At 66.4% G+C, this 19,784-nt stretch carries 27 protein-coding genes; 14 read left to right on the forward strand and 13 right to left on the reverse strand.

The window, feature by feature from the left end:
* From ACN5KJ_RS00595 to nqrF, 5 genes are read left to right on the forward strand one after another with little or no spacing between them, the layout of a single operon-like run.
* The gene (locus ACN5KJ_RS00595) at positions 1-1,200 is read left to right on the forward strand and encodes an NADH:ubiquinone reductase (Na(+)-transporting) subunit B (protein WP_206563303.1); all 1,200 of its coding nucleotides are present in this window, start codon (positions 1-3) and stop codon (positions 1,198-1,200) included.
* On the forward strand, positions 1,193-1,999 hold the full coding sequence (locus tag ACN5KJ_RS00600) for a Na(+)-translocating NADH-quinone reductase subunit C (RefSeq protein WP_418591552.1): 807 nt from the start codon (positions 1,193-1,195) through the stop codon (positions 1,997-1,999). The genes ACN5KJ_RS00595 and ACN5KJ_RS00600 overlap by 8 nt, the downstream gene beginning before the upstream one ends.
* The gene (locus ACN5KJ_RS00605) at positions 1,999-2,652 is read left to right on the forward strand and encodes an NADH:ubiquinone reductase (Na(+)-transporting) subunit D (RefSeq protein WP_347167117.1); all 654 of its coding nucleotides are present in this window, start codon (positions 1,999-2,001) and stop codon (positions 2,650-2,652) included. Before ACN5KJ_RS00600 ends, ACN5KJ_RS00605 begins: the two co-directional genes overlap by 1 nt.
* A complete protein-coding gene (gene nqrE, locus ACN5KJ_RS00610) occupies positions 2,652-3,260 on the forward strand; it encodes an NADH:ubiquinone reductase (Na(+)-transporting) subunit E (RefSeq protein ID WP_206563306.1) in 609 nt (202 codons plus the stop codon). Before ACN5KJ_RS00605 ends, nqrE begins: the two co-directional genes overlap by 1 nt.
* A gap of 11 nt (positions 3,261-3,271) precedes the next feature.
* Positions 3,272-4,495, forward strand: a complete 1,224-nt coding sequence (nqrF, locus tag ACN5KJ_RS00615; protein ID WP_418591554.1) for an NADH:ubiquinone reductase (Na(+)-transporting) subunit F — start codon at positions 3,272-3,274, stop codon at positions 4,493-4,495.
* 348 nt (positions 4,496-4,843) lie between these two features.
* On the opposite strand, the gene ACN5KJ_RS00620 is transcribed toward nqrF, so the two are convergent.
* From ACN5KJ_RS00620 to ACN5KJ_RS00650, 7 genes are all read right to left on the reverse strand, one after another.
* A complete protein-coding gene (locus ACN5KJ_RS00620) occupies positions 4,844-6,226 on the reverse strand; it encodes an aspartate aminotransferase family protein (RefSeq protein WP_418591556.1) in 1,383 nt (460 codons plus the stop codon).
* 317 nt (positions 6,227-6,543) lie between these two features.
* Positions 6,544-7,500, reverse strand: a complete 957-nt coding sequence (locus ACN5KJ_RS00625) for a mechanosensitive ion channel family protein (RefSeq protein WP_418591558.1) — start codon at positions 7,498-7,500, stop codon at positions 6,544-6,546.
* 373 nt (positions 7,501-7,873) lie between these two features.
* Positions 7,874-8,317 carry a nucleoside diphosphate kinase regulator gene (gene rnk / locus ACN5KJ_RS00630; protein ID WP_418591560.1) on the reverse strand — a complete coding sequence of 148 codons (444 nt, stop codon included), beginning with the start codon at positions 8,315-8,317 and terminating at the stop codon, positions 7,874-7,876.
* 82 nt (positions 8,318-8,399) lie between these two features.
* Positions 8,400-8,867 carry a hypothetical protein gene (locus tag ACN5KJ_RS00635; protein WP_418591562.1) on the reverse strand — a complete coding sequence of 156 codons (468 nt, stop codon included), beginning with the start codon at positions 8,865-8,867 and terminating at the stop codon, positions 8,400-8,402.
* Positions 8,868-9,219: 352 nt separating this feature from the next.
* Positions 9,220-9,429 (reverse strand): hypothetical protein, encoded by a 210-nt coding sequence (locus tag ACN5KJ_RS00640; protein WP_418591563.1) that lies wholly within the window; start codon positions 9,427-9,429, stop codon positions 9,220-9,222.
* Positions 9,430-9,528: 99 nt separating this feature from the next.
* Entirely contained in the window at positions 9,529-9,831 is a 303-nt protein-coding gene (locus ACN5KJ_RS00645; RefSeq protein WP_418591565.1) for a DUF1127 domain-containing protein, read from the reverse strand.
* Between the two features lie 504 nt (positions 9,832-10,335).
* Positions 10,336-10,686: an ArsR/SmtB family transcription factor gene (locus ACN5KJ_RS00650; protein ID WP_418591567.1), complete on the reverse strand. Its 351-nt coding sequence runs from the start codon at positions 10,684-10,686 to the stop codon at positions 10,336-10,338.
* A gap of 48 nt (positions 10,687-10,734) precedes the next feature.
* Here ACN5KJ_RS00650 and ACN5KJ_RS00655 point away from each other — a divergent pair, with 48 nt between their 5' ends.
* Both ACN5KJ_RS00655 and ACN5KJ_RS00660 read left to right on the forward strand, forming a co-directional pair.
* Positions 10,735-11,181: an SRPBCC family protein gene (locus ACN5KJ_RS00655; protein ID WP_347167123.1), complete on the forward strand. Its 447-nt coding sequence runs from the start codon at positions 10,735-10,737 to the stop codon at positions 11,179-11,181.
* A 28-nt stretch (positions 11,182-11,209) separates the two neighbouring features.
* A complete protein-coding gene (locus ACN5KJ_RS00660; protein WP_418591570.1) occupies positions 11,210-11,548 on the forward strand; it encodes a hypothetical protein in 339 nt (112 codons plus the stop codon).
* 109 nt (positions 11,549-11,657) lie between these two features.
* Here the strand turns inward: ACN5KJ_RS00660 and ACN5KJ_RS00665 are convergent, their stop codons facing one another.
* A complete protein-coding gene (locus tag ACN5KJ_RS00665) occupies positions 11,658-12,074 on the reverse strand; it encodes an Rrf2 family transcriptional regulator (RefSeq protein ID WP_418591572.1) in 417 nt (138 codons plus the stop codon).
* A 128-nt stretch (positions 12,075-12,202) separates the two neighbouring features.
* Between ACN5KJ_RS00665 and ACN5KJ_RS00670 the strand changes: the two genes are divergently transcribed.
* Together ACN5KJ_RS00670 and ACN5KJ_RS00675 are read left to right on the forward strand one after the other, a co-directional pair.
* Positions 12,203-12,901 (forward strand): 5-formyltetrahydrofolate cyclo-ligase, encoded by a 699-nt coding sequence (locus ACN5KJ_RS00670; RefSeq protein ID WP_418591573.1) that lies wholly within the window; start codon positions 12,203-12,205, stop codon positions 12,899-12,901.
* Positions 12,898-13,326, forward strand: coding sequence for a PAS domain S-box protein (locus tag ACN5KJ_RS00675; protein ID WP_347167126.1), 429 nt, complete (start codon positions 12,898-12,900; stop codon positions 13,324-13,326). The genes ACN5KJ_RS00670 and ACN5KJ_RS00675 overlap by 4 nt, the downstream gene beginning before the upstream one ends.
* 288 nt (positions 13,327-13,614) lie before the next feature.
* On the opposite strand, the gene ACN5KJ_RS00680 is transcribed toward ACN5KJ_RS00675, so the two are convergent.
* The 3 genes from ACN5KJ_RS00680 to ACN5KJ_RS00690 are packed head-to-tail and all read right to left on the reverse strand — an operon-like array spanning position 13,615 to position 15,483.
* Complete coding sequence (locus tag ACN5KJ_RS00680) at positions 13,615-14,649, reverse strand: NAD(P)H-dependent flavin oxidoreductase (protein ID WP_418591576.1); 1,035 nt, start codon at positions 14,647-14,649, stop codon at positions 13,615-13,617.
* Entirely contained in the window at positions 14,646-15,023 is a 378-nt protein-coding gene (locus ACN5KJ_RS00685) for a DUF488 domain-containing protein (RefSeq protein WP_418591578.1), read from the reverse strand. The genes ACN5KJ_RS00680 and ACN5KJ_RS00685 overlap by 4 nt, the downstream gene beginning before the upstream one ends.
* Before the next feature lie 7 nt (positions 15,024-15,030).
* Positions 15,031-15,483, reverse strand: coding sequence for a group III truncated hemoglobin (locus tag ACN5KJ_RS00690; RefSeq protein ID WP_347167129.1), 453 nt, complete (start codon positions 15,481-15,483; stop codon positions 15,031-15,033).
* Between the two features lie 162 nt (positions 15,484-15,645).
* On the opposite strand from ACN5KJ_RS00690, the gene ACN5KJ_RS00695 reads away from it, so the two are divergent.
* Both ACN5KJ_RS00695 and ACN5KJ_RS00700 read left to right on the forward strand, forming a co-directional pair.
* The gene (locus ACN5KJ_RS00695; RefSeq protein WP_418591580.1) at positions 15,646-15,924 is read left to right on the forward strand and encodes a DUF6522 family protein; all 279 of its coding nucleotides are present in this window, start codon (positions 15,646-15,648) and stop codon (positions 15,922-15,924) included.
* Between the two features lie 176 nt (positions 15,925-16,100).
* Positions 16,101-16,553 (forward strand): hypothetical protein, encoded by a 453-nt coding sequence (locus ACN5KJ_RS00700; RefSeq protein ID WP_418591582.1) that lies wholly within the window; start codon positions 16,101-16,103, stop codon positions 16,551-16,553.
* 408 nt (positions 16,554-16,961) lie between these two features.
* On the opposite strand, the gene ACN5KJ_RS00705 is transcribed toward ACN5KJ_RS00700, so the two are convergent.
* Positions 16,962-17,153, reverse strand: a complete 192-nt coding sequence (locus ACN5KJ_RS00705; RefSeq protein WP_418591584.1) for a hypothetical protein — start codon at positions 17,151-17,153, stop codon at positions 16,962-16,964.
* Positions 17,154-17,183: 30 nt separating this feature from the next.
* On the opposite strand from ACN5KJ_RS00705, the gene ACN5KJ_RS00710 reads away from it, so the two are divergent.
* From ACN5KJ_RS00710 to ACN5KJ_RS00720, 3 genes are all read left to right on the forward strand, one after another.
* Positions 17,184-17,417 (forward strand): hypothetical protein, encoded by a 234-nt coding sequence (locus tag ACN5KJ_RS00710; RefSeq protein WP_418591586.1) that lies wholly within the window; start codon positions 17,184-17,186, stop codon positions 17,415-17,417.
* Between the two features lie 142 nt (positions 17,418-17,559).
* Positions 17,560-18,354 (forward strand): hypothetical protein, encoded by a 795-nt coding sequence (locus ACN5KJ_RS00715; RefSeq protein WP_418591587.1) that lies wholly within the window; start codon positions 17,560-17,562, stop codon positions 18,352-18,354.
* Positions 18,355-18,380: 26 nt separating this feature from the next.
* Entirely contained in the window at positions 18,381-18,920 is a 540-nt protein-coding gene (locus ACN5KJ_RS00720) for a hypothetical protein (RefSeq protein ID WP_418591589.1), read from the forward strand.
* A 237-nt stretch (positions 18,921-19,157) separates the two neighbouring features.
* Here ACN5KJ_RS00720 and ACN5KJ_RS00725 read toward each other — a convergent pair whose 3' ends face one another.
* The gene (locus tag ACN5KJ_RS00725; protein ID WP_418591591.1) at positions 19,158-19,781 is read right to left on the reverse strand and encodes a class I SAM-dependent methyltransferase; all 624 of its coding nucleotides are present in this window, start codon (positions 19,779-19,781) and stop codon (positions 19,158-19,160) included.
* Positions 19,782-19,784: the final 3 nt, after the last annotated feature.

Genomic DNA, 19,784 nt, shown 5'->3' on the forward strand with positions numbered 1-19,784 from the left:
TTGGGGCTGCGTTCATTCTTCGACAAGATAGAGCCGAATTTCACCAAGGGCGGCAGGTACGAGAAGTACTTCCCGATCTACGAGATGGTGGAATCCTTCATCTACACGCCCAAGACGGTGACGACCGTGGCGCCTCATGCGCGGTCCTACATCGACATGAAGCGGATCATGACCTACGTGGTTCTGGCGACGGTGCCCTGCATTCTCTTCGGGATGTACAATGTCGGGCTTCAGACCAACATGGCGATTGCCGAATACGGCGCCTCTGGCTGGCGCGCGGCGATCATCGAGGCGCTGGGGATCGGCTTCGACTACAGCAACCCGCTGGCCAATATCCTGCACGGGCTGCTGTATTTCCTGCCGATCTACATCGTGACACTGGTCGCGGGCGGCATCTTCGAGGTGATCTTCTCTGTCGTGCGCGGGCACGAGGTGAACGAGGGCTTCCTCGTGACCTCGATGCTCTACACGCTGATCATGCCGGCCTCTGCGCCGCTGTGGCAGGTGGCGCTGGGGATCATCTTCGGCGTCGTCATCGGCAAGGAAGTCTTCGGCGGCACCGGCAAGAACTTCCTCAACCCGGCGCTGGTGGGGCGTGCGTTCCTGTATTTCGCCTATCCGGCGCAGATGTCCGGTGACACGATCTGGACGCCGGTCGACGGCTTTTCCGGTGCGACGGCGCTGTCCATCGGGGCCAGCGACGGCGTGGCGGCACTGCCCGAGCGCGGCATCACCTGGATGGATGCCTTTATCGGCACGATCCAGGGCAGCTTTGGCGAGACCTCGACGCTGATGGCGCTGATCGGTCTGGCCTTCCTGCTGGTGGTGAAGATCGCCAACTGGCGGCTGGTGGTCGGCTGCCTTGCGGGCATGATCGCCTTCTCGACGCTGCTGAACGTGATCGGGTCGGACACCAACCCGATGTTCGCGATGCCCTGGTACTGGCACCTCGTGGTGGGCGGCTATGCCTTCGGTCTCGCCTTCATGGTGACGGAACCGGTTTCCGCCTCGCATACCAACATGGGTCGCTACATCTACGGCGCGCTGATCGGCTTCATGGTCGTCATGATCCGCGTCATCAACCCGGCCTTCCCGGAAGGCATGATGCTGGCGATCCTCTTCGGCAACGTCTTTGCGCCGCTGATCGACTATTTCGTGGTGCAGGCCAATATCAAGCGGAGGGCAAAGCAACATGCCTGACGATCAGAACAAGGGACCGATCCGCCGCTTCCTGGATGCGCCGCCGGATTCCGTCGCCAAGACCGTGACCGTGGCGGTGGCGCTGTGCCTGGTGGCCTCGATGGTGGTTTCCGCCGCCGCCGTGGCCCTGCGCCCGGTGCAAGAGGTGAACAAGCAGCGCGACAAGCAGATCAACGTGCTTGAGGTCGCGGGCGTCTACCAGCCCGGCGACAACGTGCAGGAGGCTTTCGCCGCCTTCGAACCCCACGTGCTGGACCTGTCCACCGGCGAGTTCACCGACCAGTGGGAGATCGAAGAGTTCGACCAGCTGGCCACCGCCAAGGATCCCGCCATCGTGCGGGCGCTGGACGAGGATCCGGCAGGGCTGGGCGGCCAGATGCAGGCCTATCGCATGATCTACCTGCTGCGCGACGACGCGGGCGAGATCGACAAGGTGATCCTGCCGGTCGAGGGCTATGGCCTGTGGTCGACGCTCTACGGCTTCATCGCGCTGGAAGAGAACGGCAACGACATCTTCGGCCTGCAGTTCTACCAGCACGGCGAGACGCCGGGTCTGGGCGCCGAGGTCGACAACCCGCGCTGGAAGGCGCTGTGGAACGGCAAGAAGCTGCGCGACGACGAGGGCGATCTGGAGATCACCGTCGCCAAGACCGTGCCGCCCGCCGGGCCCGAATTCCACGTCGACGCGCTGGCCGGCGCGACGCTGACATCCGCCGGGGTGGATAGCCTCGTGCGCTTCTGGATGGGTGAGGCGGGCTATGCCCCCTTCCTCGAACGCCTCAAGGCAGGAGAGATCTGATGGCCCAGACACGCCGTTCCCAACTGGTCGATCCGCTGGTCGACAACAACCCGATCACGCTGCAGGTGCTGGGCATCTGTTCGGCGCTCGCGGTGACCTCTTCGTTGCAGGTGTCCTTTGTCATGGCGCTGGCCGTGACCTTCGTGACCGCCTTTTCGTCGATGTTCATCTCGATGATCCGCAACCAGATCCCCGGCTCGATCCGGATCATCGTGCAGATGGTCATCATCGCCAGCCTCGTGATCCTGGTGGACCAGGTGCTGAAGGCCTATGCCTACGAGATCTCGAAGACCCTGTCGGTCTTCGTCGGCCTGATCATCACCAACTGCATCGTCATGGGCCGGGCCGAGGCCTTTGCCATGAAGAACCCGCCGCTCGACAGCTTCATCGACGGGGTCGGCAACGGGCTGGGCTACGGGCTGATCCTGATGACCGTCGGTTTCATCCGCGAGCTCTTCGGCTCGGGCTCGCTGTTCGGCATCACCATCTTCGAGACCGTGAACAACGGCGGCTGGTATGTCCCGAACGGCATGCTGCTGCTGCCGCCCTCGGCCTTCTTCATCATCGGCCTGCTGATCTGGGCAATCCGCAGCTGGAAGCCCAGCCAGGTCGAAGAACGTGAATACAAGATCCAGACCGTGGAGGGCCACTGATGGAAGGCCTGATCTCACTCGCCGTCAAGGCGATCTTCGTCGAGAACCTCGCGCTGTCCTTCTTCCTGGGCATGTGTACCTTCATCGCCGTGTCTAAGAAGATCTCGACCGCCATCGGTCTGGGCATCTCGGTCATGGTGGTGCAGGCGATCACCGTGCCCGCCAACAACCTGATCCTGAACTACTTGCTGGCGCCCGGCGCGCTGGCATGGGCCGGGTTCGGCGAGGTCGACCTGACCTTCCTCGGCCTGATCTCCTATATCGGGGTGATCGCCGCGCTGGTGCAGATCCTCGAGATGGTTCTCGATAAGTACTTCCCGCCGCTCTACAACGCGCTGGGTGTCTTTCTGCCGCTGATCACGGTGAACTGCGCCATCCTCGGCGGGTCGCTGTTCATGGTGGAACGCTCCTACGACTTCGCAGAGGCAGCGACCTATGGCGTCTCTTCCGGCTTCGGCTGGGCGCTGGCGATCACCGCCATGGCCGGTGTGCGCGAGAAGCTGAAGTACTCCGACATTCCCGAGGGCCTTCAGGGGCTGGGGATCACCTTCATCTCGGCGGGACTGATGGCGCTGGCCTTCATGTCCTTCTCCGGCGTGAAACTGTAAGGGGGCCGATCATGGAAACCTTCGGACTGGGCATCGCCCTTTTCACCGTGATCGTGCTTGTGCTTGTGACGGTCATCCTTGCCGCGCGGTCGAAGCTCGTCTCGACGGGCAACGTCAACATCGAGATCAACGGCGAGAAGACCATTTCGGTCCCCGCCGGCGGCAAGCTGTTGCAGACGCTGGCCGAGGCGAAGCTCTTCGTGCCCTCGGCCTGCGGCGGCGGCGGCACCTGCGCGCAGTGCCGGGTGCGCATCCACGAGGGCGGCGGGTCGATCCTGCCGACCGAGGAAAGCCACATCACCAAGCGCGAAGCCTCTTGCGGCGACCGTCTGTCCTGTCAGGTCGCGGTCAAGCAGGACATGAAGATCGAGGTTCCCGAAGAGGTCTTCGGCGTCAAGAAGTGGGAGTGCACCGTGCGCTCCAACGAGAACGTCGCGACCTTCATCAAGAACCTCGTGCTGGAACTGCCCGAGGGCGAGGACGTGAACTTCCGCGCCGGTGGCTACATCCAGATCGAGGCGCCCGCGCATCACGTCAGCTACAAGGACTTCGACATCGAGGAGGAGTACCGCCCGGATTGGGACAAGTTCAACCTGTGGCAGTACGAGTCCACCGTGGATGAGCCGATCGAGCGGGCCTATTCCATGGCGAACTACCCCGACGAGAAGGGGCTGATCATGCTGAACGTGCGCGTGGCCTCTCCGCCGCCGGGCACGCAGGGCATCCCGCCGGGCAAGATGTCGTCCTACATCTTCAACCTGAAGCCGGGCGACAAGGTGACGATCTCGGGTCCGTTCGGCGAGTTCTTCGCCCGCGACACCAACAAGGAGATGGTCTTCATCGGCGGCGGCGCGGGCATGGCCCCCATGCGCTCGCATATCTTCGACCAGCTCAAGCGGCTGGAGAACCGCGACCGCAAGATCACCTTCTGGTACGGCGCCCGGTCCAAGCGCGAGATGTTCTTCGTCGAGGACTTCGACCAGCTGGCCGAGGAATTCCCGAACTTCACCTGGCACGTGGCGCTGTCCGATGCGCTGCCCGAGGACGACTGGGGCGGCTACACCGGCTTCATCCACAACGTGCTCTATGAGGAATACCTCAAGAACCACCCGGCACCGGAGGATTGCGAGTACTACATGTGTGGTCCGCCGATCATGAACCAGTCGGTGATCAACATGCTGCTCGAACTTGGCGTCGACCGCGAAGACATCATGCTGGACGACTTTGGGGGGTGAGGCGCGGTTCCGGGCCCAGGGGCCCGGATGGACAGTCCGGGGGACTGTCCAAGCGCCGAACGGGCGAAGCCCCAGCGGTTCCGGGCCCCTGGGCCCGGATGGACAGTCCGGGGGACTGTCCAAGCGCCGAACGGGCGGAGCCCCGGGAGGCCTGCCAGCTCGAAGTCCCAAGGGAAAGGCTGCCTTTCCGCGGGAAAGCTCAGCGCGCACCCCTGAGCAGGCCCGGTCTCCAAGGCCCCAAACCAAAAAGACCCCGCGCCATCCAGCGCGGGGTCTCTTCGTTTGCGCGGTCCGAGAAGTCTTCGACGAAGACTTCTCGTCCGCCAGAGTCTTCGTCGAAGTCTCTGGCTAGAGCAGCCCCTCGGCCCTCACCTCCGCCAGAACCCGGTCGAGCGCGCGCCCCAGCCGGGCGTGGATCTCGGCGACGTCGGCTTCGGTCACGATCAGCGGCGGGCAAAGCGCCACCGTCTCGTAGACCGCGCGGACGATCAGGCCTTCGTCGGCGCAGGCGGCCACCACGCGCGGCGCCATGCTGCCGGCGGGCGCGAAGCTTTCCTTCGTCTCGCGGTTCTTCGCAAGCTCCAGCCCCGCAATCAGGCCGGTTCCGCGCACCTGGCCCACCAGCGGGTGATCGGCGAACTTGCGCAACCCGCTCTGGAAGACCTCTTCCAGCCGCGCGGCGTTGCCCATCAGGTCGCGTTCCTCGATGATGGCGAGGTTCTCCAGCCCCACGGCACAGGCGACCGGGTGGCCCGAACCGGTGAAGCCATGCCCGAAGGTGCCGAGCTTAGCGGAGTTGTCGGCGATGGCGTCATAGACGCGGTCGTTCACGATGATCGCGGCCAGCGGCATGTAGGAAGAGGTCAGCTGCTTCGAGGTCACAAGAATGTCGGGGGTGAAGCCCATCTTCTGGCAGCCCCATGTGGTCCCGAGCCGACCGAAGCCGTTGATGACCTCGTCCGAGACCAGCAGGATGTCGTGCTTGCGGCAGATCGCCTCGACGCCCGGCCAGTAGCCCTCGGGCGGAAGCATGACGCCGCCCGCCCCCATGACCGGCTCGCCGATGAAGGCGGCGATGGTCTCGGGGCCCTCGCGCTCGATGGTGTCCTCCAGTTCCTTCAGCAGGCGCGCGGTGAACTGTGCTTCGCTCTCGCCATTCTCGCCCCAGCGCCAGTAATGCGGGCAGGTCAGATGTGTCACCGGGATCGCGGGCAGGTCGAAGTCCTTGTGGTTGCCCGGCAGCCCGGTCAGCGAACCCGAGGCGATGGTGATGCCGTGATAGCCCTTGTTGCGGGCGAGGAACTTCTTCTTCTCCGGGCGGCCAAGGCCGTTGTTCAGGAACCAGGCCATCTTCACCACCGTGTCGTTGGCCTCGGAGCCGGAGTTGTTGAAGAACACGCGGTTCATGCCCTCGGGCGCCATCTCGGCCAGCTTCTCGGCCAGCCGGATCGAAGGCTCGTGCGCCTTGTGGGCGAAGCTGTGGTAATAGGGCAGGCGCTTCAGCTGCTCGTAGGCGGCATCCGCCAGCCGCGTCTCGGAAAAGCCCACGGCCACCGACCAGAGGCCCGCCAGCGCCTCGATGTATTCCTTGCCCTGATCGTCGTGGACGCGCACGCCGTCACCCTTTGTGATGATCATCGGCCCCTTTTCCTCATGCGCGCGCATGTTGGTGTAGGGGTGCATGGAATGGGCGATGTCGGAGGCGTGCAGGGAGTTCGGGCGTTCGGTCATGGCGGGCTCCTTTCGGGCAGGGGGCCGCGCGGCGGCGGCATGGCACGTTATCGGTACGCCCTGGCAGGGGCGGGGGCCAGAGGGATTGTGCGCAGGACCCGGCGCGCGCTTTTGGCGGGAGTGCTGTGGTTCGCCCTGCCGATGGTCTGCCTTGCGAGGGCCTCGGGGGCGTCGCGGCGTGGGTCAGCCTCTGCCGCAGGATACGCCTGCCGGGGCTTCCGGCGGTTGTGCAGCCATGTGCAGCCGGTGCGGCCCGTGGCGCTGTCCGTCCCCCCGGAACAGGCGGACAGCGTGCCATGCCGACCGCCGGGGCCGCGTCATGCCTCTATGCGCGCTGTCCCGGGCGGCGTGGGGAAGATCCGCGCAAGCTCGGCTTCGTGATCGTAGGGGGGCATGGTTTTCCCGCCGGGCCGGGCCAGTTCGATCTGCATGCGGGGCATCGGGACCTTTGCCTGCCGCAGGGCGCGGTCGATCAGCGACAGCAGCTCGTCCCGGCAGTCGGCGTCCCGTTCGAAGCGCGACAGCCAGAACCGCACCGCATAGGAATTGCTGTCGCTGCCCAGCTCTTGCACGCGCACGTCCGGGGCCGGATCGGCCTGGATCAGGCGCGCCTCTCCCACGGCCTTCAGGATCAATGCCTTGGCGGTCTCCACGGGCACCTCCTGTGCAAGCTTCAGGGACAGCTGCGCGCGATACTGCGGTTTCGGGGCAGAGTAGTTGATGATGCGTCGGCGCGCGATCTGGCTGTTGGGCATGATCATGTAGGTCGAATCCAGCGTCAGCACCCGTGTCGTGCGCCAGCCGATCTCGATGACCTTGCCCTTTGTCACCTGTTCGATGTCGACCCAGTCTCCGATCCGGTAGGGCGCCTCGATGCCCAGTGCGATGCCGGACAGCGTATCGGCCACGACGTTCCGGATCGCGAACCCCAGCACGGCGAGGATCAGGCTGGATCCCGCAAGCGCGCCCAGAAGCCCCCGATCCAGCAAGAGCGCGGCCGAGGCAACAAGCGCGGCAAAGAACAAAAGCACCGTCACAAGGTCGCGAAACAGGCGCGGATAGGGCCGTTTGTGGCGTCGCCGGCGGTCTGCGAACAGGCCGAAGAGCCGGCTGCCGATCCAGGCCGCGGCAAGCCAGCAAACAATGCCGCCCATCAGGCGCAGAGACACTCCGACCCGTCGCTCGACGGCCTGGTCGAAAATCACCATTCCGGCGGCAAAAAACAGCAGGAGCGAAGGCCAGAACAGCCTTCGGAGATGAGAGACCAGCCTCATGTCAGCAGTCCTGCTGCAGAAACCGCGATGATGGCCGCCGAGACCGGCACTGAAGGCAGGTCACGGCGGCTCCGGCCTGTTGCTCGACGGCAGAGCCGCACCGACGACAGGAGATCCGGATGATGGGGGTCACCCCCCCGATAATGTGCCGGCAGCTGGGACAGCGGTGCGCGGCTGCACGGGGAAGCGATGACTTGCAGGACGGGCAGGAACGCGGAAGGTGACGAGTCATGAGACCCTCTTTCAACGGGAAGGGAAGGCGCCGCAGGCGCGATTGCCGATATCCCGGAAGGAGCGTCGTGGCTTCGTCAGCGCATCGGGCGGCTCCTTCCGGGCGGGTCATGGGCTTCGGCAAGGCCCCGGGACAGGCGGATCATTGGGCTTCCAGCCCTTCGGGCGCATTCTGGGGCGCGACACTGAGCACGGTCAGAACCCGCCGCTCTCCGTCCCTGGTATTCCAGTAGAGCGATGCGCCCTCGGCCAGGCCGATCAGGGCGACGCCGATCGGTGTCAGGATCGAGATCCGGCCGCGTGCGATATCGGCATCCTCGGGATAGACCGGGGTGACCGTCTTGTCCTGGCCGGTGGTTTCGTCGCGGTAGGTCACCGCGCGGCCGATGGCCACCACGTTCGGCGGAAGTTTCGCCTCGGCAACGATACGGGCCCGGCCGATTTCGCCCAGAAGCCGGTCGGCAAGATCCGGGGTGCGCTGGAAGGCGCCCTCGGCAAGGGCTTCGAGCCGTGCCAGGCTGTCGTCCCCTATGACGACCCGTGGCCGCCGGCCGGTGCCGCGGGGTGCTGTGCTTTGCTTTGTCATTGTCTTTTCCTTTCCACCTTTGGTGGTGTGATTGAAATTTGGGTAATCAACGGTCCTGACCCGCCATTGGCGGATCGGGGCATCAGGCCGCGTCGCGGTCCGGCAGGGGCTTCACATCCAGCACGACGACGACATCGATCTGCCCGTCGTCCCGCAACAGCGGCACCTTCTGCAGCTTGCGCATTCCGATCAGGGTTGCCCCAAGCAGCGACGCGACCGGAACATAACCCGCACCCGGCACCGGGTTCATCGACAGCACGCCGCTGCGTGCCCCCTCGCCGCTGATCATGTAGGTGACATGGCGGCCCGCCACGACGAGATCGAGCGAGGCCGGTTCCTGCGCCCCCCGCGAGATCCGCAGCTTGTGGCGCAGCAGCCCGTTCAGCAGCGGCGGGTTCGGTGCACTCCGGGTTCCCTCTTGGCGAAGCAGCTGCTCGATGCCGAGCCGGTCGTCAACCGTGAGGCGAAAGCCGGTCTGGGCAGCAGCGCGTCTGAAGGGCGGTCGAACCTCCCTGCCGGTCGGCAGCTGGGTGATCCTGGTGATGGTCATGATGTGTCTCCCGGGGCGGCGAAGCCCGCGTTCTCAATGCAAGGATGTGAGAAAGCCCCGGGTGGTCGAAGACGCGCTTATGCGCAGACCGCCCGGGGACCCGAGCGGTTCAGAAGCAGAAACCGGAAAAGGATCTCGTGCGTGACCATAAGGAGACCTTAGTCATTGGGTGCAGGCTGTCAATCTTGGAGACCGGGCCGGAACGGCAAGGGCCCCGGCTGCGCCGCATGGGGGAGGGGGAAACAGGGTCATTGCGGATGCGGCCCGGTAACACGATCCTGTGAGCCGGTTGTCCCGGGGCGGGGCGCGCGTCAGCGGCGGCGGCGCGCGCCCGCCCCGGGGGCTTTGGCGGTCAGACGGCGCGCCCGGCGCCTGCAGGCCATGCATTCCGGGGCGGGTGGCGGGTGCCTTGCGGGGCGGTTTCCACCGATGCTGCGCGCGCGCCATCGTCGTCCCGACGGGCCCGGCCCGCGGCCTTCGGCTTCGCGACCGAAAAGGCCTTGTCCTCTGGCGGGAAGAGGTGCGGAAACAGGTCTTCGAAATCGGCCTTGCTGATCATCATTGTGTGCCTCCTTTCAGTTGCGCCATCGGGGTCTCCCCGGGGCGAAAGCCGCGCAGCGACACCGTCCGGCGGTGCGCTTGCTGGTTGTGTCGCCGCGCCTCAGGCTGCCCGGTTGCCGCGCCCCGTCGCATCGGGGTGCCGAACCGCAGACACCGACCGCATGGCCGGTTCGCGCTCGATCAGCCCGTCGACGAGGCGCGGGATCTCACTGCGTTCGATCCCGATGTCGCGCAGCAGGCGATTGTCCATGCCTTGAAGCGCTTCGATCATCTTGCGGCGCTGGAACTTGCGGAACGCGGCCCGAAGCCAAAGGCGAAGCGCGCCGGGCTTGCGGGGGTTCTGGCGGTCGGTGCGGGGGGCCGAAAGGTGAGGGTTGCTGGCTATGAAGAGGTTGGGGTGCATGTCATGCTCCATGAGGCGGAAACTGAACCGGGACGCAGGCCGGACAATCCGCTTGCAGGCGGAGCTGTCCGACCGGATTGGCGCGCGCGCGCCATGTCGACTGATCTGAAAAAAGATCGAGAAAACCCCGAGGCGCGGACAGGCACGCGGCCTGATCCCGCCCGGGGTTACCGGCGGTTCAGTGTTTTTCCTGCGTTCAGCAGGAACCTCGTATGAAGACTGAACAGGGTCATGATGGGGATATCGGCAATCCGCCTTTGGTTATCAAGGGCAGGGCAGGGCCTGCGACTTTCTGGCACCTTTTGCAGGGCTCCGGGCCCGCGAAACGCCTCCCCCGGTGGTCGCGGGGCAAGGCCGGACCCGTCGCGTGACGGGGCGCGCGCGGGTGCTCTTGGGGGCTTGGGCAGAAGGCGAGGTTGGACGGAAGCCTGCGCAGCGGTCGGCGTCAGGGGATGACCATGCGGATGGCAGGCCTGCTGCCCCGTCAGGTCGGCGCCCTGCACCTCATGCGGGGCTGTTGTCGTCGGCCTCGACGGAAGTCTCCAGCCCCTCGATATCCGAGAGCATCGTCATCGCATGGGCGGCATAGGGCCCGATCCAGCGTTTCTGGACGTCATGGATCGGCAGCGCGTCGAGATGGTTCCAGCGTTCGCGCCCGCGCCGCTCGACAACCACCAGCCCGGCCTTCTCCAGCACCGACAGGTGCTGCATCACCGTGCAGCGGTCGAGATCCGTCAGCCGCGCGCAAAGCGCGCCGGTGGTCTGCGGGCCGTCCTTGATCAGGTCGAGGATCCGTCGCCGCGCCCGGTGGCCAAGCGCCTTGAACAGGGCGTCGAATGTGTCTTCGGTTGACATGTTATGTTTTTATAACATGATTGAAGGAAAGCAAAGGGGATTCGCATCATGGACCTCAGGTTCACCGTGGCGGGGCGCATATCCAAACCCGTCGAAGAGGTCTTCGAGGCCGTTGTCGCCCCCGAGCGCCTGTCGAAATACTTCACCACCGGCGGGGCGCGGGGCCGGCTGGAAACCGGGGCCGAGGTGACCTGGGATTTCCACGATTTTCCCGGCGCCTTCCCGGTTCTGGTGCAGGAGGTCGTGCCGAACGAAAGGATCGTGCTGCAATGGGAGGCGGACGGCACAACCGCCACCTGGACAACCGTGACCATGGAGTTCAGCGCGCTGGACGAGGGGCGCAGCCTTGTGCGGATCAGCGAATTCGGCTGGCCCGAAACCCAGGCCGGCCTGACCTCGTGCTTCGGCAACTGCGAAGGCTGGACGGCGATGCTCTGCGCCATGAAGGCCTGGCTGGAGCATGGCATCAACCTGCGGGACGGTTTCTACAAGTAATCCAAGACCGAAAGAGGAGAGGCATCCCATGGAAGCCGGAAAGAACATTGCCATCAAGGTTCCCCTGCATCGCTGGGACGACACCGTGGCCTTTTACCGGGACCAGGTCGGGCTGCCGGTCGCCCGCGAGCTGGACGACAGCACGGGGTTCGTCTTCGGCGCCCTGACCTTGTGGATCGACCGCGTCCCGCACCAGAGCCAGGTGGATGTGTGGATCGAACTTTTCGACGACGACCCGGACGCCGCCCTGTCGCGCCTTGGCAGCCCCAGGCGGGATGAGCTGGAACCGCTGACCAATGTCACCGGGCACTGGACGTCGGACCCCGCCGGGACGGTGATCCTGCTGCGCAAGGAGCAGATGGGCTGAGCCGGAAAGCGCACGGCTTCGCCCGGTTTCCCAGCCGGGTGAGGCTGCCCCGCTTCGGCCTGTTCGCGCCATGAAATCCGACCAAGAGGGTCCGCTTGCGCCGGGGCTGTCAGGCCGGTTCCGGCGCGGGCAGGGCGATATCGGCAAGGGTCGAGCGGTTGAGGCTCTCGATAAAGGATATCTCGGCCACCCGAAGCCGGGACTTCAGGCGACAGCACCCGTCGATCGTGCATTCTCCGCCGTCCGGCTGAAGGCATTCGACCAGCGCCTGGCCCTCTTCCAGCAGGCGCACCACATCCCCCAGCCGGATCTCCGCGGGCGCGCGGGCCAGGGTGGCGCCGCCGCCACCGCCACGGCGGGTCTGCACCAGCCCGGCCCGGCCGAGTTTCTGCATGATCTTGATGAGATGGTGGCGCGACAGCTGGAATTCCTCGGCCAGATCGGCCGTGGAAAAGGCCCGGTCCGGCGCGCTGGCAAGACGCATCAGCATGCGAAGTCCGTAGTCGGTGAAAGAGGTCAGGCGCATCTGGTCCCCGTGAAGTGGTATTTACAGTGCCTGTTATCGCGCGTATCCAGAAGTGTGAACAGCCCCGGCGCGCAAAGCCTGCCTTGTCCGCGCGACGGAACGCATCTCTTGCAGCGCGGAGTTCGAAAATGGGCAACGGATCCAACAGCTTCAAGGGTCGTGGCGACCACGCTTCCCCGCCCTGCATGGCGGCGGAGGTCGATCCCCTGTATTTCGATCCCCTGGCGGTGGACCCCGAACAGGCGCGCGACGTGGCCCGGTGGCGCAGGGCGGAACGCGAGCGGCTGCGCGCGGCGCGCCGGGCGCTTGCCGCACCCGAAAGGAAAGCCGTCGGGGATGCGCTGATGGCCGGGCTGGAGAGGCTGCTTGGCGCAGAGACGGTCGGGGCGGGGGACGAGATCGTCTCTTTCTACTGGCCGATCAAGGACGAGCCGGACCTGCGCCCGCTGATGACCGCGATGCACGCGGCGGGCCGCCGCATCGCGCTGCCGCTGGTCGAGACGCGGGCGGCGCCGCTGGTGTTCCGCCTCTGGACCCCGCAAACCCGGATGCAGCGCGGTCACTGGAACATCCCCGTGCCGCCACCGGAGGCGCCCGAGGTGGTGCCGGACGTGGTGCTTGCGCCTTTGATGGGCTGGGACGGCGCGGGGTATCGCCTGGGCTACGGGGGCGGGTATTTCGACCGGACGCTGGCGGCGCTGTCGCCACGGCCTTTCCGGATCGGCGTGGGGCTCGCCTCGGCGCAGCTGCCCACGATCTACCCGCAACCCCACGATATTCCGATGGATGTCATCCTGACGGAGCGCGGTGTCGAGGTCAGCGCATGAGGCTGGGCCGGGCCGAGATCGCGCGGCAGCTCTTCGAGGGGATGCCCGACGCGCTGGTGGTCGCGGACCGCGCGGGCATCATCCGGCACTGGAACGGCGGCGCCGAGCGGATCTTCGGCTTTGCCGAGGATGAGGCGCTTGGCCGGTCGCTGGATATCATCACGCCCGAGCGCCTGCGCGCGCGGCACTGGCGCGGCTACGAGACAACCATGCGGACCGGCCACACGAAATACGGCGCGGGCGACCTGCTGGCGGTGCCCGCGCTCCGGAAGGACGGGGCGCAGATTTCGATCCAGTTCTCCATCGTGCCCCTGCGCGACGCGGAGGGCGCCTTGCAGGCGATCGCGGCGATCATGCGCGACGTCACCGAAGACTTCGAGGACCGCAAGAGGCTGCGCCGCGCGCTTCGTGAGGCGGAAGGCTGACGAAGCGCGCGGCGGTCAGGCCGGAAGGATCACCCTGCGGCCCGCTTCATGCACGGCGATGTCGGCGCGGATGGCGCGGTTGCCAGGGCAGGCGGCATGGCCCGGCAGCGCAAACGGGTATCAGGCCACGGCGGCCCGGACGCGGAAGGCGCCGCACCCGCATGGCAGGCCTGGAAGCGGCCGGGTCCAGAGGCCGCCGCACCCGACCGGCAGTCATGTGAGGCCGGTGCGCAGATCGCGACGACGGTTGCGCCCATCGTCAGAGCGGTATCAGCAGCAGAAGGATGCTCATGATCGCCCCGCCGGGGGTGAATGCCGGTCCGATACGAGCTGGGCGCGGGCCTCGGCGCAAAGGGTGTTCAGGCGCTGCGCCGCCGGGACAATCGCGTCGATGTCATCCGCGCCGGTGCCACAGTAAAGCGGCATCTGTTCCAGCGCCCCGCTGGTGGTGCGCAGGGGCGAATCCGTGCTCTGGCGCAGCCGCGGGGTCGGGCCGTCGTAGGCGATGACCTCACGGGCGATCCTCTCGGGGTCGTGTCCCATCAGGGTCGGGCCGAAGGCCTCGGTGACACTGTTGCGCAGGACGCGCACCGCCGATCCCATGGGCCAGTTCAGCACGAAGCCGTCGGTCAGCACGGTATCCGCGCCCCGGGCGGTCACGATCCGCTGCTTGTGATAGTCGTGGGCGAAGGATTCCTCGGTGGCCAGAAAGGCGGTGCCGCACTGCACCCCCTGCGCCCCAAGCGTCAGCGCCCGGGCCAGCGCCTTGCCCGAGCCGATGCCGCCCGAGGCGACAACCGGCAGGGCCGTGGCGTCCAGCACGGAGCGGAGCAGGTCGAAGGTCGGGCTGCGCCCGTGCACGTGTCCGCCCGCGTTCTGCCCCTGTGCGATCAGCACATCCGCACCGGCGGCCTCGGCCTCGCGTGCTGCGGGCAGCGTGCCGACCTGGTGCAGCACAAGGGCGCCTGCCGCCTTCACCCGGGCAATGGCCTCGGGCAGGACGTCCCAGAAGAACGAGAAGATCGCGACCTCCATCGACAGACAGGTTTCGATCTGCCGGTGCAGCAGGCCCGGATCGGTGGCTGCCGGGATGAGGTTGACGGCGAAGGGGCGGTCCGACAGCCGGCGGTAGGCCTCGATTTCCGATCGGATGAGCGACGGCGCCTCGCGCACCATCCCCAGCGTCGGGAAGCCGCCGGCATTGGCGACCGCGGCGGCCAGTTCGGCGCGCGCGACGCCGCCCATGCCAGCAAGGATGACGGGATAGTCACATCCCAGACGGTCGCACAGGGGCGTGCGGAGGGACCCGGAACCGGCGGTCATGACGTGTTCTCCTTCAGGCGCTGCTTCAGATCGTCCCGCAGCACCACCGCCTGATTGTGCTCCCGGTCCGGCGCGGCAAAGCGCAGGGGGGCGGGGCCTGCCCGGCACCATGCGAGGCAGCGCCCGACCGCGTCCGCCTTGTTCGACAGTTCGCGCAGGGGGCGGTTGCGAAAGGCGCCCCGTTTCTGCGGGTCGTGGCCGAACCTTGCCCCGAGCGCGGCGGTCGGCGCGATGCCCCTGAGCCAGTCGTCGTGTCGCTGCGCTGCTTTCGAGACCCCGCGCGGCCAGATCCGGTCTGCCAGCAGCCGCGCGCGGCCCCTGTCGGGCGCCTTGTCGTGAACGCGGGCGATGTCGATATCGGGGTGCCGGGCCATGCCTGCCTCACGCCAGTTTCGGGATGCCGCCGCCCCGGGCATCCTCGACCGCGAAGCTGAGCGACCGGGCAATGCGCTCGGCCCGCTCGATGACATGGGCGGCGCCTGCGGCGGTGCAGATCTCTGTCGCGGCCTCGCGGAAGAGGCAGAGCCAGCGCTCGAAATGGCCCCGGTCGATGGGAAGGCCGATATGCTTGGGCACGGGGGCGCCATGGTAGCGGCCCGTCATCAGGGCGACCGAGGACCAGAAGGCGGTCATCCGCTCCAGATGCGGCGGCCAGTCGTCGATGCGCGCCGCGAAGATCGGGCCAAGCACCGGATCCCTGCGGATCTTGTCATAAAAGGCATGAACCAGCGCGCGCAGCACCCCGTCATCAAGCCCGGTCCTTGCCTCGATCTCGGCGGTGGTCGCCGGTCGCGCGGAGGGGCTGCGGGAGGGGGGTGTCTGGGTGGAGGTCATCGGTGTGGCACCTTGGACGCAGTTGTCCTGTTGTGGTACGGCCCTTAAGTGGTATTGTAAATACCTATTGGAGTCGGGCGCAATCGGACGACGCCGCGCAGAGCCCCGTGGGCCAAGGCGGCAGGGGGCAGGGCCCGGGATCAGGACAAGGGGCGCGATGCATTGAGCGAGGTATCCAGAACCGACAGCGGCTTTGTCGTAGAGGCCTCCGCCCTCGCGCGGGCCTTCGGGATCACGGAAGCACAGGTCCGGGAAGAGATGCGGAGCGGCCTCATCAGCAGCCGCTCCGAGATCGGGGAGGGCGCGGACGCGGGACGTTGGCGCATGACCTTCTACCGTGGCGACCGCGCCTTCCGTCTGGTGGTCGATGCCGAGGGGGCGGTGCTGTCGCGGGGTTACTTTCCGGTCACGCTGCGGTCACGGTCCGGGCACCGGGATTGACACCCGCCGGGCGGCAGGCAACCATACTGCCATGGTCAGGCACCCGATCACGTTTCGGTTTCTTCTGCTGAACCGCCCCTAGCCCCGGGCGGTGCGCGGGCGTGTTCCACGCCGCGATCTCCCGGGGGTATCTCGAACAAGCGCTGAGATTGTCGGAGGTCTCTCCGGGGGGAAACATGGCCATACCTGACGCAACAGGGTCAACGATACCGCAGGACGAAACATGTCAGGCCGAGGGCAAGGATGGCGGCTGCCGCCTGACAGCGTCCGACCGGCTGCAGATCGAGAGATTTCTGAGCTTCGCCGACAACAGCAGTGTCGTCTACTCCCAACTCCTGCTGGAGCTTCTGAACCGGAAGCTGCAGGCGGCGGATGCGATCGAGGGGGCGGCGCCACCCGATCTTGCCGCCTTCGGACGCCACATTTCCTGCGTTGTGGATGAGACGGAAACCGAGAGCGGGGTTCTCAGCTTCGGTCTGGTGGCGCGTGCCGGAGAAATCCCCGTTCACTCGCTTCTGGGGGCCACGCTCATCGGGCTGTCGGTCGGGCAGCGCACGCGTCTCATGTCCGAGGACGGCACCAGCCGGTCCTTGGTGGTCACCCGGGTGGGCGCGCCCTTTGGCGCCTAGGGGCGGGGGCCGCTGCCTCTCCCCGGGGGGCGCCCGGGCATCCCGCCCGAGGCCAGGGGCGCGCGGCCCGCGCCGGTGTTCGGTGCCGCGGGCCGTAGCCGGGCCCGGCGTGGAAGGATCGGCCCGGCGGGCGGCGGCGGCCATTGCCCCAAGACCCTGCCGCGTTTGACTTGGCGTCAGAAACTTCATAGCGTTGCCTCATGTCTGTGTGCTCATCCCTGAACAGAGGCCGGGCTTTTCCCGGATCTCTGCTGAACCGCTCCCTGCCCCGGGCAGGGGGGCGCATGGGCTGACCTTCACGCTCGGGGATCTTCTTCACCAACAGCTTTGAAGTCTTGTGGCCTGCGCCGGGCAGGCCGAGGAGAAGATATGCGAACATCAAATGAAGCGGCGGCTTTCGCAGGCAGATCACGCAACGAGGCTGTCGCGATTGACAGCGGGGCCTTCGCAAGCGTGCAGGCCATGCGCCCGATCCGGTCGGTGTTGTCGCAGCGTGACTTCCGGCGCCTTCAAGAGCTGCGCAGGCAATGCGCCGCAATCGAAAGCGGTGTCTTTCCTCTGCTCACCCACCTGATCAGGGTCAAGCTTCAGGATGCTCATGTGCGGCTTCCGGCGGAACAGGGGGGGCCGGTGGCCACCCTGGGCTCGCGGGTGACCTTTTCTATCCGGGGCACGGCACCGCTGTCCCGGACCCTCTTTGACGAGGGGTTTGCACATGACCAGGCCGGTATCCCGATCAAGACCTTCCTCGGGGTCACCTTGCTGGGGATGACGGTGGGGCAGACGGTGCCGCTGCTGAACGCGGACGGGACGACGGAGGCGCTCGAGCTTGTGGCGATCCCGTGGCACGTCGAGCCGAGGTAGCAGCGCCCATGCAAAGGACGGGCGCTGGACGACGATGCGCGAGATCCTTGCCAAGCTGCCCGCCGACCACACCCGGTCGGCGGGCGGATCCCTTTTTGGCGCAGGGGCCTGCATCCCTGGGCCGCTATGGAATGGAGATATCATGAAAAGACATTTGCGAAGACGGTTCGAAGCGGTCGTGGCCGCCATTGGCCTTGCCCTGCTGCCCGGCGCCCTGGGTGCCGAGATCGACGGGCATGGTCCCGATGCCTGGCGGGTGACCGGGGTGGCGGCGGATGACGTGCTGAATGCCCGGATGGGCCCCGGCACCCGCTATCCGGTGATCGAGACCTTTGCGCATGATGCGCGGGGGCTGGAGGAAATCACCTGCGTGCCCTTCTTCACCATGGCGCATTACGCCGCCATGACGCTGGCCCAGATCGAGGCGCTGCCGCAGCGGTGGTGCCTGATGCGCTCGGCGGACATGAGCAAGGCCGGCTGGGTGGCGCAGCGCTTCCTGATCGAGGATGGCCTCGAGCCGGTCGCGGTGCCCGCCTCTGACAGCGATGCGGTGCCGGGCGATGCGATGATCCGCGAGGCGCAGGAACTGGTCCGCGCCCTGTACGAGAGCGCGCGCCTGGCCCGCATGGGTGGACCGGAGCCGCTGAACCCGGCAAATGCAGGCACCTTCTTTTCCACCGAGGTTGTGGCCTCCCTGAAGGCGACGCCGCTTCAGGCCGACCCGATCTACGGTGCGCAGGATTTCGAAGGCAGCGTCGGCATTCCGCGACCGGACCCCGAACAGCCCATGTTCCGCGGCATGATCACCATCACCGTCGATATCGAGAATTTCGGGCGGCGGCACACGGCCGTCTTCCGGCTGCGCGCAGACACGGGTCGGCCCGGCGCGCCGCTGCGTATCTTCCGCGTCGAACACGACGGCTGGACATTCCCTTAAGACCCGCAAGACCTTTGGAGACGAGTATGAACACGAAACTACTTTCTGTCCTTGTGACCGCTTTGCTGGCCATGTCCCAGACGGCGACGGCCCGGATCGAGACGGTGCCGGTCGGCACGGTGACGGCCACCATCGGCGAGGCCGCCTACGCGGGGGAAACCCTCGACGTGCCCTCCGAGGGCACCTCGACCGCGGAATGGCGCATCTTCGGTCCGGTCTCCACGCTGAGCATCCAGGCCCATGACCCGGAGGCGGCAAACATCATGCAGGGTATCCTGTCGATCGAGATATCGCTGATGGGAACGGACGCCTCGGCTGCGATGATGGATGCCTCTGTGTCGTGGTGGCCAGAGGGCATGAATGAGCCCTTCTATATCAGCGAGGCAATCGGTCCCGACCTGGAAATCGCCATCGACTCGCTTTCGCTCAAGGACGAGGGCTCGACGATCACCGGCAGCTTTACGGCAGAGCTGTGCCGCAAGGACAGCTTCTTTGCCGAGACCGACAGGGGCAACTGCCTTCCGGTCGAGGGGCGCTTCGACACCGCCTTGAAAAAGACGAAGTAGGGCAGCCCCGGACCGGCCGCTCGGAAGCGTGCCGCCGCCGAAAACCAGTCCCGGATCCCGGCAGGGGCCCGGGCACGCACCGGGCGGTGCCTGCCGCCCGGTGACGCAGCGCGCAGCCCGATGCAAGGCGCCGCTACCCGTCGCGGGGGCGCAGGGGCTGCCTGTCGAGGGATAGAGGCCTTGTCGGGGCCTGCCTGCGGCCCGGCCCGTGGTCTGTCCGGTCCTGTTCCCGGCGGATCAGCCTTCCGCCTTTTGCAGCACAAGGAAGGTCATCATGCCGATGGGGGGCAGGGGCTTTGTCTCTGCAACCTCGAGGTCCGGCTGTTGCAGCACGGTGGCGATGTCGAAATCCGAATGCCAGCCCAGAAGGTTCGAGAAGGGCGCAAAGAACCGTTCGATCCGCGCCAGCATGCCGGTCTCCTGCGCGAAGTGATTGGTGATGACGACCTTGCCGCCGGGTTTGCAGACCCGCGCGATCTCGGCCATCACGCGTTCCGGTTCCGGCACGACCGAGATGATGTGCATCGCGGCGACGGCATCGAAGTGATTGTCCGGAAAATCGAGGGACCGCGCATCCATCTGTCGGAGGTGCCGGACATGCCCCAGCGCGTGGCGCTCGACCTTTTCCCGCGCCTTGCCCAGCATGTCTTCGCTGAAATCGATACCCGTCACCGACAGGTCCGAACGGTAGTTGCGCAGCGCAAGGCCGGTTCCGACCCCGACTTCCAGAACGCTGGTCGCGTTTTGTCCATTGATGTAATCGACCGCCGCGCGCCGTCCGGCATTGGTGATCGCGCCGAAGGTATGGTCGTAGACGGGCGCCCACCGCGCGTAAGAGGTCTTGATTGCGCTGAGTTCCATCTT

Source organism: Ponticoccus sp. (in: a-proteobacteria), from assembly GCF_048381735.1.